This window comes from Paraburkholderia sp. SECH2 (assembly GCF_030464795.1).
GTDB classification, from domain to species: Bacteria; Pseudomonadota; Gammaproteobacteria; order Burkholderiales; family Burkholderiaceae; genus Paraburkholderia; species Paraburkholderia aspalathi.
This window is the reverse complement of the sequence record NZ_JALPRH010000002.1, coordinates 30,095-49,749: the sequence shown is the minus strand read 5'-3', so window position 1 is coordinate 49,749 and position 19,655 is coordinate 30,095. Positions and strand designations below refer to the sequence as shown.

General features: G+C 63.1%; 19 protein-coding genes and 1 riboswitch. Of the genes, 13 read left to right on the top strand and 6 right to left on the bottom strand.

Annotated elements, in window-relative coordinates:
- Positions 1–37 precede the first annotated feature (37 nt).
- Both M0D66_RS04565 and M0D66_RS04560 read left to right on the top strand, forming a co-directional pair.
- The gene (locus tag M0D66_RS04565; RefSeq protein ID WP_054034471.1) at positions 38–751 is read left to right on the top strand and encodes an MIP/aquaporin family protein; all 714 of its coding nucleotides are present in this window, start codon (positions 38–40) and stop codon (positions 749–751) included.
- Positions 752–958: 207 nt separating this feature from the next.
- Complete coding sequence (locus M0D66_RS04560; RefSeq protein ID WP_200565178.1) at positions 959–1,645, top strand: HAD family phosphatase; 687 nt, start codon at positions 959–961, stop codon at positions 1,643–1,645.
- A 93-nt stretch (positions 1,646–1,738) separates the two neighbouring features.
- Here M0D66_RS04560 and ribB read toward each other — a convergent pair whose 3' ends face one another.
- From ribB to M0D66_RS04540, 4 genes are all read right to left on the bottom strand, one after another.
- Complete coding sequence (gene ribB, locus M0D66_RS04555) at positions 1,739–2,458, bottom strand: 3,4-dihydroxy-2-butanone-4-phosphate synthase (protein ID WP_200618187.1); 720 nt, start codon at positions 2,456–2,458, stop codon at positions 1,739–1,741.
- A 146-nt stretch (positions 2,459–2,604) separates the two neighbouring features.
- A riboswitch (FMN riboswitch) is annotated at positions 2,605–2,787 on the bottom strand.
- Between the two features lie 143 nt (positions 2,788–2,930).
- Complete coding sequence (locus tag M0D66_RS04550) at positions 2,931–3,620, bottom strand: helix-turn-helix domain-containing protein (protein WP_175050764.1); 690 nt, start codon at positions 3,618–3,620, stop codon at positions 2,931–2,933.
- Between the two features lie 184 nt (positions 3,621–3,804).
- Positions 3,805–4,971, bottom strand: coding sequence for an MFS transporter (locus M0D66_RS04545; protein WP_266209171.1), 1,167 nt, complete (start codon positions 4,969–4,971; stop codon positions 3,805–3,807).
- 31 nt (positions 4,972–5,002) lie between these two features.
- On the bottom strand, positions 5,003–5,404 hold the full coding sequence (locus tag M0D66_RS04540) for a VOC family protein (protein WP_266209170.1): 402 nt from the start codon (positions 5,402–5,404) through the stop codon (positions 5,003–5,005).
- Between the two features lie 116 nt (positions 5,405–5,520).
- Here M0D66_RS04540 and M0D66_RS04535 point away from each other — a divergent pair, with 116 nt between their 5' ends.
- The 7 genes from M0D66_RS04535 (at position 5,521) to lnt (ending at position 13,345) form a co-directional block, all read left to right on the top strand.
- Positions 5,521–6,504: a LysR family transcriptional regulator gene (locus M0D66_RS04535; protein WP_054034481.1), complete on the top strand. Its 984-nt coding sequence runs from the start codon at positions 5,521–5,523 to the stop codon at positions 6,502–6,504.
- Positions 6,505–6,666: 162 nt separating this feature from the next.
- Positions 6,667–8,040 carry a tRNA (N6-isopentenyl adenosine(37)-C2)-methylthiotransferase MiaB gene (miaB, locus tag M0D66_RS04530; protein ID WP_200618183.1) on the top strand — a complete coding sequence of 458 codons (1,374 nt, stop codon included), beginning with the start codon at positions 6,667–6,669 and terminating at the stop codon, positions 8,038–8,040.
- A 46-nt stretch (positions 8,041–8,086) separates the two neighbouring features.
- Positions 8,087–9,160: a PhoH family protein gene (locus M0D66_RS04525; RefSeq protein ID WP_093635501.1), complete on the top strand. Its 1,074-nt coding sequence runs from the start codon at positions 8,087–8,089 to the stop codon at positions 9,158–9,160.
- Between the two features lie 84 nt (positions 9,161–9,244).
- Positions 9,245–9,706, top strand: coding sequence for an rRNA maturation RNase YbeY (ybeY, locus tag M0D66_RS04520; protein ID WP_054034485.1), 462 nt, complete (start codon positions 9,245–9,247; stop codon positions 9,704–9,706).
- Positions 9,707–9,745: 39 nt separating this feature from the next.
- Complete coding sequence (locus M0D66_RS04515; RefSeq protein ID WP_266209168.1) at positions 9,746–10,459, top strand: gamma-glutamylcyclotransferase; 714 nt, start codon at positions 9,746–9,748, stop codon at positions 10,457–10,459.
- Between the two features lie 230 nt (positions 10,460–10,689).
- Positions 10,690–11,586, top strand: a complete 897-nt coding sequence (locus M0D66_RS04510) for an HlyC/CorC family transporter (protein ID WP_054034680.1) — start codon at positions 10,690–10,692, stop codon at positions 11,584–11,586.
- Between the two features lie 49 nt (positions 11,587–11,635).
- Entirely contained in the window at positions 11,636–13,345 is a 1,710-nt protein-coding gene (gene lnt / locus M0D66_RS04505) for an apolipoprotein N-acyltransferase (protein WP_266209167.1), read from the top strand.
- A 126-nt stretch (positions 13,346–13,471) separates the two neighbouring features.
- On the opposite strand, the gene M0D66_RS04500 is transcribed toward lnt, so the two are convergent.
- On the bottom strand, positions 13,472–14,230 hold the full coding sequence (locus tag M0D66_RS04500) for a M48 family metallopeptidase (protein ID WP_093635496.1): 759 nt from the start codon (positions 14,228–14,230) through the stop codon (positions 13,472–13,474).
- 294 nt (positions 14,231–14,524) lie between these two features.
- Positions 14,525–15,139 carry a glutathione S-transferase C-terminal domain-containing protein gene (locus tag M0D66_RS04495; protein WP_175050754.1) on the bottom strand — a complete coding sequence of 205 codons (615 nt, stop codon included), beginning with the start codon at positions 15,137–15,139 and terminating at the stop codon, positions 14,525–14,527.
- A gap of 233 nt (positions 15,140–15,372) precedes the next feature.
- Between M0D66_RS04495 and M0D66_RS04490 the strand changes: the two genes are divergently transcribed.
- The 4 genes from M0D66_RS04490 to M0D66_RS04475 all read left to right on the top strand — a co-directional run bounded on the left by M0D66_RS04490 (position 15,373) and on the right by M0D66_RS04475 (position 19,640).
- Entirely contained in the window at positions 15,373–16,779 is a 1,407-nt protein-coding gene (locus M0D66_RS04490; RefSeq protein ID WP_266209165.1) for an aminopeptidase P N-terminal domain-containing protein, read from the top strand.
- Between the two features lie 44 nt (positions 16,780–16,823).
- Positions 16,824–18,065 (top strand): UbiH/UbiF/VisC/COQ6 family ubiquinone biosynthesis hydroxylase, encoded by a 1,242-nt coding sequence (locus tag M0D66_RS04485; protein WP_093635494.1) that lies wholly within the window; start codon positions 16,824–16,826, stop codon positions 18,063–18,065.
- A gap of 277 nt (positions 18,066–18,342) precedes the next feature.
- Positions 18,343–19,410 carry a tRNA dihydrouridine synthase DusB gene (gene dusB / locus M0D66_RS04480; protein ID WP_200565189.1) on the top strand — a complete coding sequence of 356 codons (1,068 nt, stop codon included), beginning with the start codon at positions 18,343–18,345 and terminating at the stop codon, positions 19,408–19,410.
- Positions 19,407–19,640, top strand: coding sequence for a Fis family transcriptional regulator (locus M0D66_RS04475; RefSeq protein WP_007180440.1), 234 nt, complete (start codon positions 19,407–19,409; stop codon positions 19,638–19,640). The genes dusB and M0D66_RS04475 overlap by 4 nt, the downstream gene beginning before the upstream one ends.
- Positions 19,641–19,655: the final 15 nt, after the last annotated feature.

Here is a 19,655-nt window from a genome sequence, read left to right as displayed (position 1 = left end):
GCGGCTTCCCTAACAACTATATTTCGGATACCAAATCATGTCTCCTTACATTGCGGAATTCATCGGCACCGCACTTCTGGTGCTACTCGGCAACGGCGCGGTTGCCAATGTGCTGCTCGCGCGCACCAAGGGCAAAGGCGCGGACTTGATCGTGATCGTGATGGGCTGGGCGATGGCCGTGTTCATCGCCGTGTACGTCACGGCATCGTATAGCGGCGCGCACCTGAATCCTGTGGTCACGATCAGCCTCGCGCTGGCAGGCAAATTCGCGTGGGCCAAAGTGCCGGGCTACGTCGCGGCGCAGATGCTCGGCGGGATGGCGGGCGCCCTGCTCGTGTGGCTCGCCTATCGTCAGCACTTCAACAAGGAAGGCGATGCAGACGTGAAGCTCGGCGTGTTCTGCACGTCGCCCGCAATTCGCAGCGTGCCGCATAACCTGCTCACCGAAATGATCGCGACTTTCGTGCTGATTCTCGGCGTGCTGTATCTCGCTTCGCCGCAAGTTGGCCTCGGTGCGCTCGACGCGCTGCCGGTCGGCCTGCTGGTACTCGGCATCGGTATTTCGCTCGGCGGCCCGACCGGTTACGCAATGAGCCCCGCGCGCGATCTGTCGCCGCGTCTGATGCACGCGCTGCTGCCGATTCCGGGCAAACGCGACAGCGACTGGCGTTATTCGTGGATTCCGGTGTGCGGTCCCTTGCTGGGCGGCGCGGCGGCAACAGGGCTGTATTTGTATCTGCACGCGCACTGATTCTGCGGCGCACGTGGGTGCGTATTTAGGGCCCGCACGAGGCACACTAAAGGCTCACTAAACGCGGTCCCACGGCGCAAATTAGCGCCGACGGCAAGCGACGGCGCCGCGCATGCGGCGCCAAAGCACGTATCATGATGCTTTCAATCTCCGCGCATGAGCTTGCAACTGTCTTGCTCGCGTGCCTCTCGCTTTCCGTCTTAAAGCATGATCGACCACCTCATCTGTGACTGCGACGGCGTGCTCGTCGACAGCGAAATCATCGCTGACCGCGTAATGCTCGCAACGCTGTCCGCCACCTTCCCCGGCCTCGACTTCGAACCCGTTGTCAAAACGGCGTTCGGCCAGCAGACCTCGCGCTTTCTCGAAGGTATCGAGAAGTCGTTCGATATCACGCTGCCGGCCGATTTCTTCAATACGATTGAACACAATGTCGAGCTTGAGCTCGCGGCGTCGCTCAGCCCGATCAACGGCGTGCGCGAGGCCTTGCAACGCGTGACGCTGCCGGCCGCGGTTGTGTCGAACAGCCGGATGGCGCGCGTGAATGCGTCGGTGCGGCGCGCGGGTTTGCAGCAGATTTTCGGCGAGCGGATTTTCAGCGCCGAACAGGTCGCACGGCCGAAGCCTTATCCGGATGTGTATCTGTTCGCTGCAAAGACACTGGGCGTGGAACCCTCGCGCTGCGTCGTCGTGGAAGATAGCGTGGCCGGTCTGAATGCCGCGCGAGCGGCGGGCATGAAGACGATTGCCTTCGTCGGTGCGAGCCATATCCCCGACGGTTATGCAGATGCGCTGCGCAAGATGGGCATGACACGCATCATGAAGCATATGGATGAACTGCCCGCGCTGGTCGAGGCCGGTGTGCGTGGGGAGTTTGGCGACGTGCAGTCTTAACGGGCGCAGCAATAAAAAAGCCGGCTGCAAGAGTCGGCTTCAAATTCCTGAGAAACCCCGCGCTTTTCCGAGCGCGGGGTTTTTTCTAACGTATCAAACCTCATCCGCGACGCATTCGCGCGCCGTCGCCAGCGCCTCACGGAATTCCACCAGCTCGGCGATCGTCAGCATCGGCAGATTGTGTTGTTGAGCGAAGCGCTCCACATCCGCGCCGCGCGTCATCGTGCCGTCCGCGTTCATCAGCTCGCACAGCACGCCGGCCGGCTTCAGACCCGCGAGAATCGCCAGATCGACTGTGCCTTCGGTGTGGCCGCGACGCGCGAGCACGCCGCCGGGTTGCGCACGCAGCGGAAACACGTGGCCCGGACGCACGATGTCGGCAGGTTTCGCCGTATCGCTGATGGCCGCGCGGATTGTCGTCACGCGATCGAGTGCGGACACGCCGGTGGTCACGCCATCGCGCGCTTCGATCGAAACCGTGAACGCGGTGCCGTGACGGCTTTCGTTGTTGACAGACATCGGCGGCAATTCGAGCGCACGGATCTTCTCGTCAGGCAGACACAGGCAGACGATGCCGCTGCATTCGCGAATCAGCAAGGCCATGGTTTCGACGGAAAGACGCTCGGCGGAAACGATCAGATCGGCTTCGTTCTCGCGGTCGTGATCGTCTTGCAGGACGACAGCACGGCCATCGCGCATGGCTTGCAAGGCGGCGGCGATACGCGGCGGAACGGGCTCGGTGGCGAGCAGGGGAAGGTCAAGTGATGCGCTATCCGCAATCACCGACGGAGCAGGAAAAGTAGCAAAGGACATGGTTGAAACGCTCATCGCAAAAGTTGGGCGAAAAACGTTTCAGGGCATTGCAAACAGACAAAGACGCGCCGTTGAACGCCGCGCAAAGCGGCGCTCGCGCACCGCCCGAACCTCTGGCGGCATCACGGAAACGAACATGACTATCTGCACATCTTCTTCCATCCGGACTCTAACCGTCGGCTCTGGCTTCTCACCAGATCTGCTGACCCCACTGCGCTTTCGATACGCTGAAAGCTGAACAAAGCGGGCGCTCGCGGGCTCACCGGCTCACGCTTTCGCGCTGCCGGCATACCGCCGGTGGGGAATTTCGCCCCGCCCTGAAGACGCACTGATTGCCGGATTGACCGGCCGGCAAAGAATACAACAGTCGCGCGAAACCTGCAGCGCAACCCCTACTGACTAGACGGACATCCCGGCTTCACCGCCGATTTTGACAGCACATCCGCCTGAAAAACTGCACTCGTCAAGCCGGTCAAACCGGCGCGGCCTGGCGTGTCAAATCGTGCTGCGCGGGCACATCCCAGCGCGGCGGCGTTTCCGCCTTCAACGTGACGCGAAACGCGCGCGCTTCGGTGTCGCCGGGATTGCGCAGGCTATGCGGCTGGTCGGCGTCGAACACGATCGCGTCGCCCGTGGCCAGCAACTGGCGCTGGTCGTGCACGCTGACTTCCAGCGTGCCTTCGCTCACCACCAGATTCACCGTGGTGCCCGGCGCGCGGCGCGTGCCGGCCTCGGTGTGCAACGGCGCGATACGCAGCTCGTGAAACTCCGCGGCGGTCGGCTCGGCATCAGGATAAAGCGGCCGGGCCGAGTAGCGCCCATTCGAACTGACGAGCCGCGATGAACGCTCGGCCGGCAAATGCTCGAAGCCATTGGTCGCATGACGCCGCAAGAACGCCGCCACCGAAACCTTCAACGCCGATGCCACTTTGCAGAGCACCTTGATCGACGGCACGCTGCGCGCCGACTCGATCTGCGCGAGCATCGCTCGCGAGACGCCGGAGGCGCGGGCGAGAGCGTCGAGCGAAAGTTGGCGCTCGGCGCGCAAACGGGCGAGATTCACGCCGACCAGATGTTCAAGAGCATCGAAAGGTTCAGCGGCACGCGGCGACGCATCGGTGTCAGCCGTGGGATCGCGAACCAGCGCAAGCGGGGAATGCATGATTGCCTCCAGGAGCGCCGCCGGACGGCGGGCAAGCGGTTAGTGGAAGCAAGATAGCACCGCGCCCCGCCGCGCCCAACGAAGTTATCTTCACACTGTTATCAGCATTGCGGAGGACGATTCTCGCAAAGCTTGTGCGAATTTTTCATATGGGCGTATTTGGAGCGGATGCGCTCGCGCAGACTCAGGCGCTTTGCGCCACCGTCCTTGCCGGCGCATCCATCCGCGCCGCGAACCACGTGAGCAACAACGCCACCACGCTAACCGCCGCTGCGACCCACGGCAGCGTATCGAGCGAATGGCCATGATTGATCACCAGACCGCCGAGCCACGCGCCGCCCGCGTTTCCCACGTTGAATGCACCGATGTTCAGCGTCGAAGCCAGATTCGGCGCGGCAGCGGCCTTCTCGACCACACGCATCTGCAACGGCGGCACCGTCGCAAACGCCGCAATGCCCCACACGAAAATGGTAATCGCCGCCGCCACCTGCGAGTGACTGGTCCGCGCGAAGATCGCCATCACCACCGCGAGCGTCACCAGAATGCCCATCAGCGAAGGCATCAACGCACGATCCGCCAGCTTGCCGCCCACGGTATTGCCGATCGTGAGACCGACGCCGAACAGCACCAGAATCAGCGTCACGCCGCGCGGCGAGAAGCCGCTGACCTGCTCGAGGATCGGCGCGATATAGGTGAACACGACGAACACGCCGCCGAAACCCAGCACCGTCATCGCGAGCGCGGTCCAGACTTGCGGATCCTTCAGCACACGCACTTCGTGACCGAGGCCGACCGGGCCGGAATCATGGCGATTCGGCACCAGCAACGACACGCCGGCCAGCGACAGCACACCAAATGCGCTGACGATCCAGAACGCCGCACGCCAGCCAAACTCCTGGCCGACAAACGTCCCGAACGGCACGCCGAGCACATTCGCGAGTGTCAAACCGGTGAACATCAGCGCAATGGCGCTTGCCCGCTTTTCAGCCGGCACGAGCGAAGCCGCTACCACCGCGCCGATGCCAAAAAACGACCCATGCGCAAACGACGTCACCACGCGCGCGATCATCAGCACCGAATAGCTGGACGCAATCGCGCACAGCGTATTGCCGACGATGAACACGCCCATCAGCAACTGCAACGCGAGTTTGCGCGGCATCTTGCTGGTGACCACGGCGAGCAGCGGCGCACCGACGGCCACGCCGAGCGCATAGCCGCTCACCAGCAAACCGGCCGACGGAATCGACACAGCCAGATCGCGCGCGACCTCGGGCAGCAAGCCCATGATCACGAACTCGGTCGTGCCGATCGCGAAGGCGCTGATCGCGAGCGCCAGTAATGGAATGGGCATTTTTCTACTCCAGGTTCTAAAGTTGAGCGTGTTAGCTACGGTGGGCGTTGCGCAGCGCCGTTACGAATTCGATGACCACGCCCGGCGCGAGCGCGATAAACAACTGCTGCCCGGCTTGCTGCGGCCCCATCTGCGGCACTTCGGCAAGCTGATAAGGCAGCTCCGCCGCATGCACGCGCCGCAAGAGCGCCGCCCATTCGTCGGCACTTTCCAGCCGGAAGGCGACATGGTCGATGCGTGGCATGGCCCTGCCCGTTACGGCGGGCACCGTCGCATCGATCAGATGAATCGCCGGCCGGCCGTTCGCATACAGCCAGTAGCCGTCGATCGAAAACCGCGGACGCGCGCCCTCCGTCAGCCCGGCGACGTCGACGAAGAAACGTCGGGCGGTCTCGAGGTCGGCGGTGACGATCGTTGCGTGATCGAGTTGCATGGTGTGGGCTGCACGGAGCACAAAGGGTTTACGAGGAGTGCATTGTGAGCGGAACACGTCGATTTGATAATTGGCGTAGCATTTGAAACATTTTCAAATAACTTTGAAAGATCGCGATGGATAACCTCGGTGATATCCGCCTGTTCGTCGAAGCGGCGCAGCAGGGCAGCCTGTCGGCGGCGGGCCGCAAGATGGGCCTGACGCCGGCCGCCGCTAGCGCGCGGCTGGCCAAACTCGAAACTGGCCTGAAAACGCGCCTGTTCGAGCGCACCACCCGTCAGCTGAGGCTCACGGACGAAGGCCGCCTCTACCTCAACTGCTGCCGCCAGGCGCTGCAATCGCTCGACGACGCCGAAGCCGCGCTGCAAGCCGGCCAGGGCGTGGTGCGCGGCAAGGTGCGGATCTCCGCGACCTCGGACTTCGGCCGCAACCTGCTGATGCACTGGCTCGACGAGTTCAACGCGCTTTATCCGGAAGTCACGTTCGCGCTGACGCTGTCGGACTCGCTATCGAATCTGGTGCAGGAAGACATCGATCTGGCGATCCGCTTCGGCGTGCCGCAGGACAGCTCGCTTATCGCCCGCAAGCTGGCGCCGAACCGCCGTGTGCTGTGCGCGTCGCCGGACTACATCGCCCGCAAGGGCGAGCCGAAAGACCCGAACGATCTGGCGAATTTCGACTGCATCGTGCTCGGCACCGCATCCGGCCCGGCCAACGAATGGCGTTTCACGCGCGGCGAGGAAGTGCAGCACTACACTGTGCCGTTCGAAACGTCCCGGGAAACCAACGACGGCGCGGTCGCCCGCGAATGGGCGCGGCGCGGCTACGGGATTGTCATCAAGTCGATGTGGGACGTGGAAGCGGACCTGCGGGGCGACTGCCTGAAAATCCTGCTGCCCGAATGGCGCTACCCGGACGCGCCGCTGCACGCGCTCTACCACCGCAACCGCTTCATGGCGCCCCGCGTGCGCGTGCTGCTCGATTTTCTGAGCGAGCGTTTCGCGCAGGTCTCGGACGAACTGGAGGGCCTGCTGGGCTTGCCGCCGGAGCGGCCGCGCGCCAAGGCCGCCGCGGAAACCGCATCCGGTGAAGGGCTATAATATTGAGCTACGCTGCAAACGTGCATTGAAAGTGGACCGGAATAGGCTCAAGCGGGCTCGAGCAAGCCCTAGCGCCGCCCCGCGGCGCCGTCCGCACGTTTTCACCTCTCTCCACCTTTTAAACGACGCCCCCAGGTTAACCACTGCGACCGGCGAAAATCGATGACCAAGAAAGTTTATGTAAAGACCTACGGCTGCCAGATGAACGAGTACGACTCCGACAAGATGGTCGACGTACTCGGCGCGGCTGAAGGCCTCGTCAAAACCGACACCCCGGAAGACGCGGACGTTATTCTCTTCAACACCTGCTCGGTGCGCGAAAAAGCGCAGGAGAAAGTCTTCTCCGAACTCGGCCGTGTGCGCGAATTGAAAGAAGCGAACCCGAATCTGATCATCGGCGTGGGCGGTTGCGTGGCGAGCCAGGAAGGCGCGTCGATCGTTGCGCGCGCACCGTATGTCGATCTGGTGTTCGGGCCGCAAACGCTGCACCGTCTGCCGCAAATGATCGACAAGCGCCGCGAAAGCGGCCGCGCTCAGGTCGACATCTCGTTCCCGGAAATCGAAAAGTTCGATCACCTGCCGCCGGCGCGCGTGGATGGCGCGAGCGCGTTCGTGTCGATCATGGAAGGGTGCAGCAAGTACTGCAGTTACTGCGTCGTGCCGTACACGCGCGGTGAAGAAGTGTCGCGTCCGCTCGACGACGTGCTGACTGAAATCGCCGGCCTCGCCGACCAGGGCGTGCGCGAAGTCACGCTGCTCGGCCAGAACGTGAATGCTTACCGCGCCGGCATCACGCTTGGTTCGTCGGAAATCGCCGACTTCGCCCAGCTGATCGAATACGTCGCGGACATTCCTGGCATCGAACGGATTCGCTACACCACGTCGCATCCGAAGGAATTCACGCAGCGCCTGATCGACACCTACGCCAAGGTGCCGAAGCTCGTCAGCCACCTGCATCTGCCGGTGCAGCACGGCTCCGACCGCATCCTGATGGCGATGAAGCGTGGCTACACCGTGCTCGAATACAAATCGGTGATCCGCAAGCTGCGCGCGATCCGCCCTGACCTGTCGTTGTCGACCGACATGATCGTCGGCTTCCCGGGCGAGACGGAAGAAGACTTCGACAAGATGATGGCGCTCGTGCACGAGATGAAGTACGACACCAGCTTCTCGTTCATCTACAGCCCGCGTCCCGGCACGCCGGCTGCGAATCTGCACGACGACACCCCGCGTGAAGTGAAGCTCAAACGTCTGCAATATTTGCAGGCTACGATCGAAGAGAACGTGCAGCGCATCAGCGATTCGATGGTCGGCAAGATCGAGCGGATTCTGGTCGAACGCCCGGCGCGCAAGGACCCGAACGAACTCGCGGGCCGCACCGAGAACAACCGCGTGGTGAATTTCCCGGCGCCGGTCGCGTCGCACGCACGGCTGATCGGCCAGATGGTGGACGTGAAAATCGTCCATGCGTACCCACATTCGTTACGTGGCGAGCTCGTGCTGGTACATGACGACGCGCCCGCAACCACCCACTGAGCGACGCCAGCCAGCGTCACGAACCCCACAGGATCGATCCTCCGCCTTGAAGACCACTCAGCAGCATCTGGAATTCACCGCACCGCGCGACGACAACGCGCGGCTCGCCAACCTCTGCGGACCGCTCGACGAAAATCTGCGGCAGATCGAGCAGGCGCTCGACGTGACGCTGCAACGCCGTGGCCACCGCATCACGATTCGCGGGCGCGGCGCGAAACTCGCGCTTACCGCGCTCGAAAAGTTCTACGACAACTCGCAGAAGCCCCTGTCGGTCGACGACATCCAGCTCGCGCTCGTTGAAGTGCGTCAGCCGGCACGCCATCGCGCGAACGGCAACGGCCACGGCACGGAAGCGCTGGACCCGCGCTTTCCGGGCAATCCGGATCACCCGTTCGACCAGCCCGCCGACAGCGGCGACGACGACCTCGAAGAACTCGGCCCGAAGCTGTACACGCGCCGCGCCGACCTGCGCGGCCGCACGCCGATGCAACGCGAGTATCTGAAGCAGATCATTTCGCACGACGTGACGTTCGGCATTGGTCCGGCGGGAACGGGCAAGACCTATCTCGCGGTGGCTTGCGCGGTGGACGCACTGGAGCGTGATCAGGTCAAACGCATTGTGTTGACGCGTCCGGCCGTCGAAGCGGGCGAACGTCTTGGCTTCCTGCCGGGCGATCTGGCGCAGAAGGTCGATCCGTATCTGCGTCCGTTGTATGACGCGCTGTACGACCTGCTCGGTTTCGACAAGACCGCCAAGATGTTCGAGCGCCAGATGATCGAAATCGCACCGCTCGCGTACATGCGCGGCCGCACGCTGAATCACGCGTTCATCATCCTCGACGAGGCGCAGAACACCACGCCCGAACAGATGAAGATGTTCCTCACGCGGATCGGCTTCGGCTCGAAGGCCGTGGTCACCGGCGACACGACCCAGGTCGACTTGCCGCGTGGTCACAAGAGCGGGCTGATCGAAGCGCAGCAGGTTCTCGCGGACGTGCGTGGCATTGCGCTCACGCGCTTCACGAGCGCGGACGTGGTGCGGCATCCGCTGGTCGCGCGAATTGTGGAGGCGTACGATGCGCATTCGCAGAAAACCGCCACTCCGGCGGATTCGCGCTAGATTGCCTCGTTAATTTACGTCGCTAATTTTGCGCCGAACTCCACTGGACAGGCCGCAGCAAACCAGGCAACAAACCGAACAAGCATGAGCCGCGCACCGAAACTGACGTTGAATCTGCAATTCCCCGCCGCCAAGACCTGGCCGGAACATAAGGCGCTGCTGCCGCGCGCCACCGTGGCCGGCTGGATAAAGGCGGCGCTCTTCGCAGACGGCGAGCTGACCGTGCGTTTCGTCGATGCCGAAGAAGGCCGCACGCTGAACCGCACCTATCGCGGCAAAGATTACTCGACCAATGTGCTGACATTTGCGTACGCCGAATCGGAAGACGATCCGGTGACGGGCGATCTGATCCTGTGCTGTCCGGTGGTCGAAAAAGAAGCCGCCGAACAGGGTAAGCCGCTGATCGCGCACTACGCGCATCTGCTGGTGCACGGCACCCTCCATGCGCAAGGCTACGACCACGAGGTCGAGGAAGAAGCCGAGGAGATGGAAGCGATCGAAACCGAAATCCTCGGCAAGCTCGGTTTCCCGGATCCTTACCAATAGTCTTTCCCAACCCCTTTACCCTCTCCGTCAGAAACTACCGTGAGCACGTCCTCCCCTGAAACCGATACGCGACGCACGCCCTGCCCGGACTACCCGCCCGCGCTCGGCGAACCGCGGCTGCTGACTGAGGAGGAGTTGCGCGCGTCGCTCGAATGCACGTTGCGCGACTGGGACCGCAAGAGCGATCTGTGGCTGTTCGGTTATGGTTCGCTGATCTGGAATCCCGGTCTGCCTAGTGTCGAAGCGGCCCGCTCGAAAGTGCATGGTTATCACCGTGGACTGTATCTGTGGTCGCGTGTGAATCGCGGCACGCCCGAACAGCCGGGCCTCGTGCTCGCGCTCGATCGCGGCGGCTCGTGCTCCGGCATCGCCTTCCGCCTCGCCGCCGAGGGTGCGATGCCGCATCTGGAAGCGCTGTGGCGCCGTGAAATGCCAATGGGTTCGTATCGCCCGACGTGGCTGCCCTGCGTGCTCGCCGACGGCCGCCGCGTCGACGCGCTCGCGTTCGTGATGCGGCGCGACGTGCCGACCTACACCGGCAAACTACGTGACGAGGTCGTCAAAACCGTGTTCGGCTGCGCGAGCGGCCGCTACGGCACCACGCTCGACTACGTGAGCCGCACCGTCCACGCGTTGCGCGAAAGCGGCATGCCCGACCGCGCGCTCGAAGCGCTGCTCGAGCGTTGCCGCGAGGAAAGCCGCGAGGCCGGTCATGACGCTGAGCGGCAAACGGGCCAAGGCTCGGTACAATAAGGCAAACGCAGCCGCGCCCACTTCAGCGCCCCGCTCAATCCTTACTTTTTTGCTCGAAAACGCTTTTCCTCGCGTAATCAGTTAGGATTGACCCATGCCCACCGCGCGCGGCCGGGCGGGTCACCACTGCTTCACTCATCGCCCAGCCCGGCAGGACACGGTCCTGCCATGTGCCTGGTGTATCCTTAATGCTCTGCAACAGCGCGCCCAGTCTCGCCGGGCGCACTACCATGAACGACACGTATCCCAGTCGACACCGAACTAGCGACAAACCACAGGAAAAACGCTCACTCCTCGAGCGTCTGACCGACTTCATCTCGCCCGAGCCCGACTCGCGGGCCGAACTTCTGGAAATCCTGCAGGACGCGCACGAGCGCAACCTGATCGACGCCGACTCGCTGTCGATGATCGAGGGCGTATTCCAGGTGTCCGAACTCAGCGCCCGCGACATCATGGTGCCGCGCGCTCAAATGGACGCGATCAACATCGCGGACAATCCCGCCGAATTCATCCCCTACGTGCTGGAAAAAGCGCACTCGCGCTATCCGGTATTCGAAGGCAATCGCGACAACATCATTGGTGTGCTGCTCGCGAAAGACCTGCTGCGCTACTACGCCGAAGACGAATTCGACGTGCGCGGCATGCTGCGCCCCGCCGTCTTCATCCCGGAGTCCAAGCGCCTGAATGTGCTGCTGCACGACTTCCGCGTGAATCGTAATCACCTCGCGGTGGTGGTCGACGAATACGGCGGCGTGGCAGGCCTGATCACGATTGAAGACGTGCTGGAACAGATCGTCGGCGATATTGAAGACGAATACGATTTCGACGAAGAAAGTGGCAACATCATCGCTTCGCCGGACGGCCGCTTCCGCGTGCGCGCGCTCACGGAGATCGAGCAGTTCAACGAGTCCTTCGGCACACATTTTCCGGACGACGAAGTCGATACGATCGGCGGTCTCGTCACGCATCATTTTGGACGGGTGCCGCATCGCGGCGAAAAAGTCCGCCTCGACGATCTGATCTTCGAGATTCTGCGCGGCGACGCCCGCCAGATTCACATGCTGCTGGTGCGCCGCGACCCGCTCGCGGGCCAGCGCGAGCGCGAAGCACAGCACGTGCAGACCTGATCCGCTCCTTTTCTTCGCCTCTTCAACTCCTCACGCCGACCGCGCAACAATGGCCGACCCGATTACATCCCGTTCGCGCCGCGGCGTGAGTGCCCCTGTTGCCCCTGCCACCCAGGAGGCGCGCGGCCGTGCACTGCCCCGCTGGCATTACCTCGTCGCGCTGGCCGCCGGTGCGGCCAATACGCTGTCGTTCGCGCCAACGCCGCATGGCGGCTGGCTCGAACTCGTGATTTTCGTGTTCTTTTTCGCATGGCTCACGCGCACGACCGGCTGGAAAAGCGCCGCGCTGACGGGCGGCGCATTCGGCTTCGGCAACTACGCCACCGGCGTATGGTGGCTGTACGTCAGCATGCACGACTACGGCGGCATGGCCGCACCGCTCGCGGGCGCAGCGGTCGTGTTGTTCACGTTGTATCTGGCGGTGTATCCGGCGCTGGCTGCCGGCGTCTGGTCGTTCTGCGCGGGGCACGCGCGCAACGGCGCATCCGACAACGACAAACCGTTTTCTCCGACCTGGCATGGCGCGCTGGCGTTTGCGAGCGCGTGGGCGATTGGCGAATGGTTGCGCGGCACGGTGTTCACCGGTTTTCCATGGCTCTCGAGTGGTTATGCGCAGGTAGACGGCCCGTTCGCCGGGTTTGCGCCTGTGGCGGGCGTGTACGGCGTCGGCTGGATGCTGGCGCTGGTGGCCGCATTGATCGTGCAGGCGCTGATACCGCTGTTGCCTTCGCGCGGGCAGCTCGATACCACCGATGCCGGCAACGAGGCTAAACGCAGCGTCGCACGCGTTGCTGTGCCGGGGGGAATCGCGGTTGCGCTGATCGCAGCCGGCCTGCTGCTGCCGCTCGCGCAATGGACCCTGCCGGCCAACGCGCCGCTGACGGTGCGCCTCCTGCAGGGCAACGTCAAACAGGAAATGAAGTTCGAAGTAGCCGGCATGCGCGCTGCGATCGACCAGTATCAGCAGATGATCACATCCAAGTCGGCCGATCTGATCGTCACGCCGGAAACCGCCATTCCGGTGCTCGCGCAGCAATTGCCGCCGCAGTTCGCGTCAGCAGTGCGCAACTTTTCAGACACGACCGGCACCGCGATCGTGTTCGGCGCGATCGGCGGCACGATTACGCCGGAGGGTCAGGTGGTCGACTACACGAACAGCCTGTTCGGCGTCACGCCGGGCACGCGCGACGTATATCGCTACGACAAACACCATCTCGTGCCGTTTGGTGAATTCGTGCCGTGGGGCTTTCGCTGGTTCGTCAACCTGATGAGCATTCCGCTCGGCGATTTCGCGCGCGGCGCGCCGGTGCAGAAGCCGTTCATCGTGCATAACCAGCCGGTCTCGGTCGATATCTGCTACGAGGATATTTTCGGCGAGGAGATTGCGCGGAACATTCGCGAGAGCGACACGCCCGCGGGTGTACTGGTCAACTCGACCAATCTCGCCTGGTTCGGCGACACGATCGCGCTGGATCAGCATCTGCAGATTGCGCGCATGCGTTCGCTGGAAACCGGCCGGCCGATGCTGCGCGCGACCAACACCGGCATGACCGCTGCGATCGATGCCAACGGCAAGGTGATCGGGCGCTTGACGCCGTTCACGATCGGCTCGCTCGATGTGACGGTGCAAGGCACCTCGGGCAGCACGCCTTATGTGACGAGCGGCAATAACACGGTGCTGGCCGTTTCGCTATTGCTGCTGGCGTTCGGGTTTGCATTCGGGCCGGGGATTACGCGGCGGCAAAACGGTAAGAAATAACTCGCGATAAAACGGCGTGACTGTGCGCATGCCGTTTATATGTGAAAACGCAGTGGTGAATCTCGCCTCAATAGAAAAACGCGCGCTCCGGAACCCCGTGAGCGCGCGCTTATAAGAAATCAGGCTTTACTGATTCGACGCAATTCGCTGCTGAATATGTTGTGCGCGCGCCGGTGAAGCCGGATGCGAACTCAACATGCTCGACTTGCCGCCATCCAGTTGTGCGAGCTTGTTGAACGCCGTCACCAATCCCGACGGATCGAGATTCTTCTTTTTCTGCAAGTCGAATGAATAATCGTCGGCCGCGCTTTCCTGGGTTTGCGAGAACTGCGCATTAATCAGCTTCTCGGAAAAATCGCCAAGCTGCGAACCGGACAATGCCCCCGCCACACCGCCCGCCGACGATGCCACCGTACGCGCCGCCGAAGTCGCGTACGCGACCTGCATCGCCTTCTTCGTATGGCCGAGTGCAACGTGGCCCATCTCGTGGCCGACCACGCCGCGCACTTCGTTGTCGTTCATCATGTCCATCAGGCCGCTATAGACGCGAACGCAGCCGTTGGCCATCGCCCATGCATTGACGTCCTTGGTGATGTACACCTTGTAGTTCACCGGCACGCCGTTGATGTTGTTGCCCAGTTGCGCGGCGATCTTGTTCAGGCGTTTCTGATACTTGCTGTTTGCGGGGGCAATCTGATTTTCGCTATCCAGCTGCGCGCACGACTTGTCGGTCAGCGTACGCACGTCAGCATCGCTGAGTGTGGCGGCCTGAGCGGCCTGCTGGCCGGACTGGATCAGCGCAGTCGGATTAACGTTGCTCACGTTCGAGCACGCAGCAAACAGCGCACAGGCGGAAGCGGCAATGACAAAGCGGTACGATTTCATGGTGGAAGTCTCTTTTGCGGACGTTATTAATATCGACGGCGCGTTTTAATGCACCGCCCATTCGCAATGGCCGCAGATCACGGGAGAAAAACTCCGCGTATGTCGATTGCATAAACCATTACGCCACGCGACAGACAAAAAAATGCGCCTGACGGGTAGGCGCATTTTTACCACAAACGTAAGCTTAAATTTATGCTTATGAAAGCGTGAATGACATCATTTTGCAATTTAGCGAAAATTGCGGGCGGCGCGATTCCAGACAACCGCACCGTTGAGCGGTAACGCGTACTCCGTTCAGTCCGCCGGCACCGTATCAATGAACGACTGACGCAGCGACAGTTTCTGGAAATGTTTATCCAGGTTCGGATACCCTTCGCGCCAGTTCAACTGAGGCATGCGGAAATCGAGGTAGCCCAGCGCGCAGCCCACAGCGATATCCGCGAGCGTGTAGTGATTGCCCGTACACCACGGCTTGGTGCCCAAGCCTTGGGACATGGCTATCAGGCCTTCATCGATCTTGCGCTGCTGCCGCGCGACCCACGCGTCCACGCGCTGCTCGGGCGCGCGCTGGGTGCTTTCGAGGCGAATCAGCACCGCGGCGTCCAGCATGCCGTCGGCGAGCGCTTCCCAGCAGCGCACTTCGACGCGCTCACGCCCGGACGGCGGAATCAGCTTGCCGACCGGCGACAGCGTATCCACGTATTCGCAGATCACCCGCGAGTCGAACACCGCTTCGCCGTCTTCCATCACGAGGCACGGCACCTTGCCGATCGGATTGAAGGTGTGAATCGTGGTATCCGGCGCCCAGACGTTCTCGGGCACGAGTTCGTAGTCGATCTTCTTGTCGGCCAGAACGATCCGCGCTTTGCGCACGAACGGGCTGGCGAGCGAACCGATGAGTTTCATCATTACCATCTGCCTTTTCTTGAATTCGGCGAAAGTATAAGTGGTCGGCGGCATTCCCGAGCACAGCGCAGTCGCTTCGCAAGCCGCATGGACGCTCGCTGTGGATGGATTGCAACATTGCCGCGACGCCAGCATGCCGTCTACCCGGCCAAATGGCCAACGTGGCCGGGGCGACCACCTCTCACCGCCAGTATCCGCGCAAAATAAGTCTCCGCATTGGGCGCTACAATCTCACGATGAACCAGCCGACCGAACCCACCATCGCCATCGACGTCTACCGCACGCGCCGCGAGCGCGTCCTCGCCGCGCTGCGCGCGACGGGTGGGGGCGTCGCCATCGTCCCCACCGCGCCGGAAAAGCTGCGCAATCGGGACGCCGACTACCCCTACCGGCACGACAGCTACTTCTACTATCTGACGGGCTTCACGGAACCCGAGGCGTGGCTGGTGCTGGACGCAAGCGCCGCATCGGGCGAACCGACCTCGATCCTGTTCTGCCGCGAGAAAAATGTTGAGCGCGAGACGTGGGAAGGTTTCCGTTTCGGGCCGGAGGGCGCACGCGAGGCGTTCGGCTTCGACGCCGCCTTCCCCGTCGACGAAATCGACGCGCAGCTACCGCGTATTCTCGCCGACAAGCCATCGCTGCATTACGCGCTCGGCACGTCGGCGGAACTGGACGAACAGGTGCGCGGCTGGCTCGACGCGGTGCGCTCGCTGGGTCGCAGCGGCGTCGCCGCGCCCACGGCCGCGCATGATCTGATCCCGTTCCTCGACGACATGCGGCTCATCAAGGATCCCCACGAACTCGCCATCATGCGCCGCGCCGGGCAGATTTCCGCGCAGGCGCATCGCCGCGCGATGGCCACCTGCCACCCCGGCGTGCGCGAGTACGAACTCGAAGCCGAGCTGCTCTACACCTTCCGCAAATTCGGCTCGCAGGCGCCGGCTTACACGTCGATCGTCGCCGCGGGCGCCAACGCCTGCGTGCTGCACTACCCGGCCGGCAACGCGATCGCCCAGGACGGCGACCTGATCCTGATCGACGCCGCCTGCGAACTCGACGGCTACGCCTCCGACATCACCCGCACCTTCCCGGCGAGCGGCCGCTTCACGCCGGCGCAGCGCGAGTTGTACGACATCGTGCTGGCCGCGCAGCAGGCTGCCGTCGACGCCACCCGCGTCGGCGCGACCTTCGACGATCCGCACCAGGCCGCCGTGCGCGTGCTGTCGCAAGGCCTGCTCGACACCGGCATCATCGACCGGACGAAGTTCGCCTCGGTCGACCAGGTGATCGCGGAGCGCGCCTATGCGCCGTTCTATATGCACCGTACCGGCCACTGGCTCGGCATGGACGTGCACGATGTCGGCGACTACCGCGAACGCGGCGCGCCGCGCGACGAAGCGGGCGCGCTGCCGTGGCGCACGCTGCAGGTGGGGATGACGCTGACCATCGAGCCCGGTCTGTACATCCGTCCGACTGAAGGCGTGCCCGAGCGCTACTGGAACATCGGCATCCGCATTGAGGACGACGCAATCGTCACGGCGGCGGGTTGCGAGCTGATCACACGCGACGTCCCGGTGGCGGCCGACGAGATCGAGGCGCTGATGCAGGAAACCCGCGCGGCCCAGCCGCTAAAGCAGTAACCGCGGCAGTTACCCAGGCAGCAACACAAGGAAGCAAACCCGCAATGAACGACGTTTCCCAGTCGACGGTGATTCTGAAACCCGCCGCGTCCGACCATGGCTTCGATTTCGACGTGACGATCGTCGGGGCCGGGCCGGTCGGTCTGGCGCTTGCCGGCTGGCTGGCGCGCCGCAGCGCGACGCAGGCGCTGAAGATCGCGCTGATCGACGCGCGCGAACCGGAAGATTCGATTGCCGATCCACGCGCGATCGCCGTCTCGCACGGCAGCAGGATGATTCTCGAGCCGCTGCGCTGGCCTGCCGACGCCACCGCGATCCAGCGCATCCACGTCTCGCAGCGCGGCCATTTCGGCCGCACGCTGATCGACCACAGCGAGCACGGTTTGCCGGCGCTCGGCTACGTCCTGCGTTATGGCTCGATCGTGCATGGTCTCGCCGAAGCGGTTCACGCGAGCTCGGTGCACTGGTTCCGCTCCACCTCCGCCGCGGCGCCGACTCAGGACCTCGACGGCGTCACGCTGCCGATCGAAACCGCGGGTGTCACGCGCAATCTGCGCACGCGGATTCTGGTGAATGCCGAAGGGGGGCTGTTCGGCGACCAGAAACAGAAAGCCACCGGGGAGGCAGGCAGCAGCGCCGGCGGCGGTACGCGCGATTACGGGCAGACCGCGCTGGTCGGCACGGTCACCGTGTCGGCACCGCAACCGCATGTGGCGTGGGAGCGCTTCACGTCGCAAGGGCCGATCGCATTGCTGCCGATGGGCGGCGTGCGCGGCGCGAATTACGCGCTGGTCTGGTGCTGCGCCCCTGACGAAGCCGCGCGACGCGCACAACTCTCCGACGACGAATTCCTGCTTGAACTCGGCACCGCATTCGGCAACCGCATGGGCCGCTTTACGCAAATCAAGGGACGCGCATCGTTCCCGCTCGGACTGAACGCGGTCGATACGCTGGTGAACGGCCATGTCGTCGCAATCGGCAATGCGGCGCAGACGCTGCATCCGGTGGCAGGTCAGGGTCTGAATCTGGGTTTGCGCGACGCGCACGCGCTCGCCGATGCCTTGTCGGCAGAAGGTCCGACCCCGCTGGCTCTGGCGACGTTCGCGCAACGCCGCGCGCTCGACCGCCGCCTGACGATCGGCGCAACCGACACGCTCGCACGTCTATTCACCGTCGACTTCCCGCCGCTCGCCGCCTTGCGCGGCCTCGCTCTCACCGCGCTCGAATTCGTGCCGCCGGTGAAAACCGCGCTGGCGCGGCAAATGATGTTCGGCCAGCGCCGCTGAGCGCGGTCCGTTCGCGCCTGACGCCCTCGGCCGTTGCAGCCTTTTTAGGCACCGTACCAGGCACATACAACGGCAAATAAGCACGCACATTGGCGGCGCCGCGCGAACGGTGCCGGTTCTATGAACCGGACCACTTTCATAGAAGATTTAATGAGTTACGACAGACTCAAGTCGGGTGTCGACTATCCGTTAACGCTAAAATGGCGGTTTTCCTTCGCATTTCGCGCAATCTTCGATTGACAGAAACTTAACAATCGGACACAAGCGCGTCCAAGTCATGCCCACTCTCGGCCCCCACAATCTGCGTAACAACCTGTTCGTCGCCCCCATGGCCGGCGTAACCGACCGGCCGTTCCGCCAGCTGTGCAAACGGCTGGGCGCGGGCTATGCGGTGTCGGAAATGGTCGCCTCGAACGCGCAGTTGTGGAAAAGCGAAAAAACCATGCGCCGTGCTAACCACACGGGCGAAGTCGAACCGATCGCCGTGCAGATCGCCGGCGCGGATCCGGCCATGATGGCCGAAGCCGCGCGCTACAACGTGGCGAACGGCGCACAGATCATCGACATCAACATGGGCTGCCCGGCCAAGAAAGTGTGCAACGTGGCCGCGGGTTCCGCCTTGCTGCAGAACGAGCCGCTGGTGCAGCGCATCGTCGAGGCCGTGGTAGGCGCGGTGGGCGTCGGCCCGGATGCCGTGCCCGTCACGCTGAAGATCCGCACCGGCTGGGATCGCGACAACAAAAACGCTTTGACGGTCGCCCGTCTGGCCGAAGCCGCCGGCATTTCCATGCTGACCGTGCACGGCCGCACGCGCGCCGACCTGTATCACGGCGACGCCGAATACGAGACCATCGCTGCCGTCAAAGCAGCGGTGCGCATTCCGGTGGTCGCCAATGGCGACATCACGTCGCCGCAAAAAGCCCGCGAGGTGCTCGCCGCCACCGGCGCCGACGCCATCATGATCGGCCGCGCCGCCCAGGGGCGTCCGTGGCTGTTCCGCGAGATCGAGTATTTCCTGCAAACGGGTGAGTTGCTGCCGCCGCCGCGCATCGACGAAATCCAGCAGGTGATGAACGAGCATCTCGAAGATCACTACGCGTTCTACGGCGAATTTACGGGCGTGCGCACTGCGCGTAAGCATATCGGCTGGTACACTCGCGGCCTTTCTGGCGCCAACGTGTTCCGGCACCGTATGAATACGCTGGACACCACGCGCGAACAACTCCTCGCCGTCAACGAATTCTTCGACGCCCAAAAGGCGATTTCCGACCGCCTCGTCTACGTCGACGAGACGCTCAGCAAGAATGACGGCGAGCCGGACCATACCGACCGACTAGCAGCATGAGCAAGAACAATATCGAACAATCTGTCCGCGACAGCCTGGGGATGTATTTCCAGGATCTCGACGGCTCCAATCCGCATGACGTCTACGACATGGTTATTTCATGCGTGGAAAAACCCTTGCTCGAAGTGGTGCTCGAGCAGGCCGGCGGCAATCAGTCGCTGGCCGCCGAGTATCTCGGCATCAACCGCAATACGCTGCGCAAGAAACTGCAACAGCACGGTCTGTTGTAGTTCGTTGTAGTTTCA

Excerpts from the sequence above, each read along its gene's own strand:
- M0D66_RS04565 (WP_054034471.1), top strand. The coding sequence starts at position 38 with ATGTCTCCTTACATTGCGGAATTCATCGGCACCGCACTTCTGGTGCTA.
- M0D66_RS04560 (WP_200565178.1), top strand. The coding sequence starts at position 959 with ATGATCGACCACCTCATCTGTGACTGCGACGGCGTGCTCGTCGACAGC.
- ribB (WP_200618187.1), bottom strand. The coding sequence starts at position 2,458 with ATGTCCTTTGCTACTTTTCCTGCTCCGTCGGTGATTGCGGATAGCGCA.
- M0D66_RS04550 (WP_175050764.1), bottom strand. The coding sequence starts at position 3,620 with ATGCATTCCCCGCTTGCGCTGGTTCGCGATCCCACGGCTGACACCGAT.
- M0D66_RS04545 (WP_266209171.1), bottom strand. The coding sequence starts at position 4,971 with ATGCCCATTCCATTACTGGCGCTCGCGATCAGCGCCTTCGCGATCGGC.
- M0D66_RS04540 (WP_266209170.1), bottom strand. The coding sequence starts at position 5,404 with ATGCAACTCGATCACGCAACGATCGTCACCGCCGACCTCGAGACCGCC.
- M0D66_RS04535 (WP_054034481.1), top strand. The coding sequence starts at position 5,521 with ATGGATAACCTCGGTGATATCCGCCTGTTCGTCGAAGCGGCGCAGCAG.
- miaB (WP_200618183.1), top strand. The coding sequence starts at position 6,667 with ATGACCAAGAAAGTTTATGTAAAGACCTACGGCTGCCAGATGAACGAG.
- ybeY (WP_054034485.1), top strand. The coding sequence starts at position 9,245 with ATGAGCCGCGCACCGAAACTGACGTTGAATCTGCAATTCCCCGCCGCC.
- M0D66_RS04510 (WP_054034680.1), top strand. The coding sequence starts at position 10,690 with ATGAACGACACGTATCCCAGTCGACACCGAACTAGCGACAAACCACAG.
- lnt (WP_266209167.1), top strand. The coding sequence starts at position 11,636 with ATGGCCGACCCGATTACATCCCGTTCGCGCCGCGGCGTGAGTGCCCCT.
- M0D66_RS04500 (WP_093635496.1), bottom strand. The coding sequence starts at position 14,230 with ATGAAATCGTACCGCTTTGTCATTGCCGCTTCCGCCTGTGCGCTGTTT.
- M0D66_RS04495 (WP_175050754.1), bottom strand. The coding sequence starts at position 15,139 with ATGATGAAACTCATCGGTTCGCTCGCCAGCCCGTTCGTGCGCAAAGCG.
- M0D66_RS04490 (WP_266209165.1), top strand. The coding sequence starts at position 15,373 with ATGAACCAGCCGACCGAACCCACCATCGCCATCGACGTCTACCGCACG.
- M0D66_RS04485 (WP_093635494.1), top strand. The coding sequence starts at position 16,824 with ATGAACGACGTTTCCCAGTCGACGGTGATTCTGAAACCCGCCGCGTCC.
- dusB (WP_200565189.1), top strand. The coding sequence starts at position 18,343 with ATGCCCACTCTCGGCCCCCACAATCTGCGTAACAACCTGTTCGTCGCC.
- M0D66_RS04475 (WP_007180440.1), top strand. The coding sequence starts at position 19,407 with ATGAGCAAGAACAATATCGAACAATCTGTCCGCGACAGCCTGGGGATG.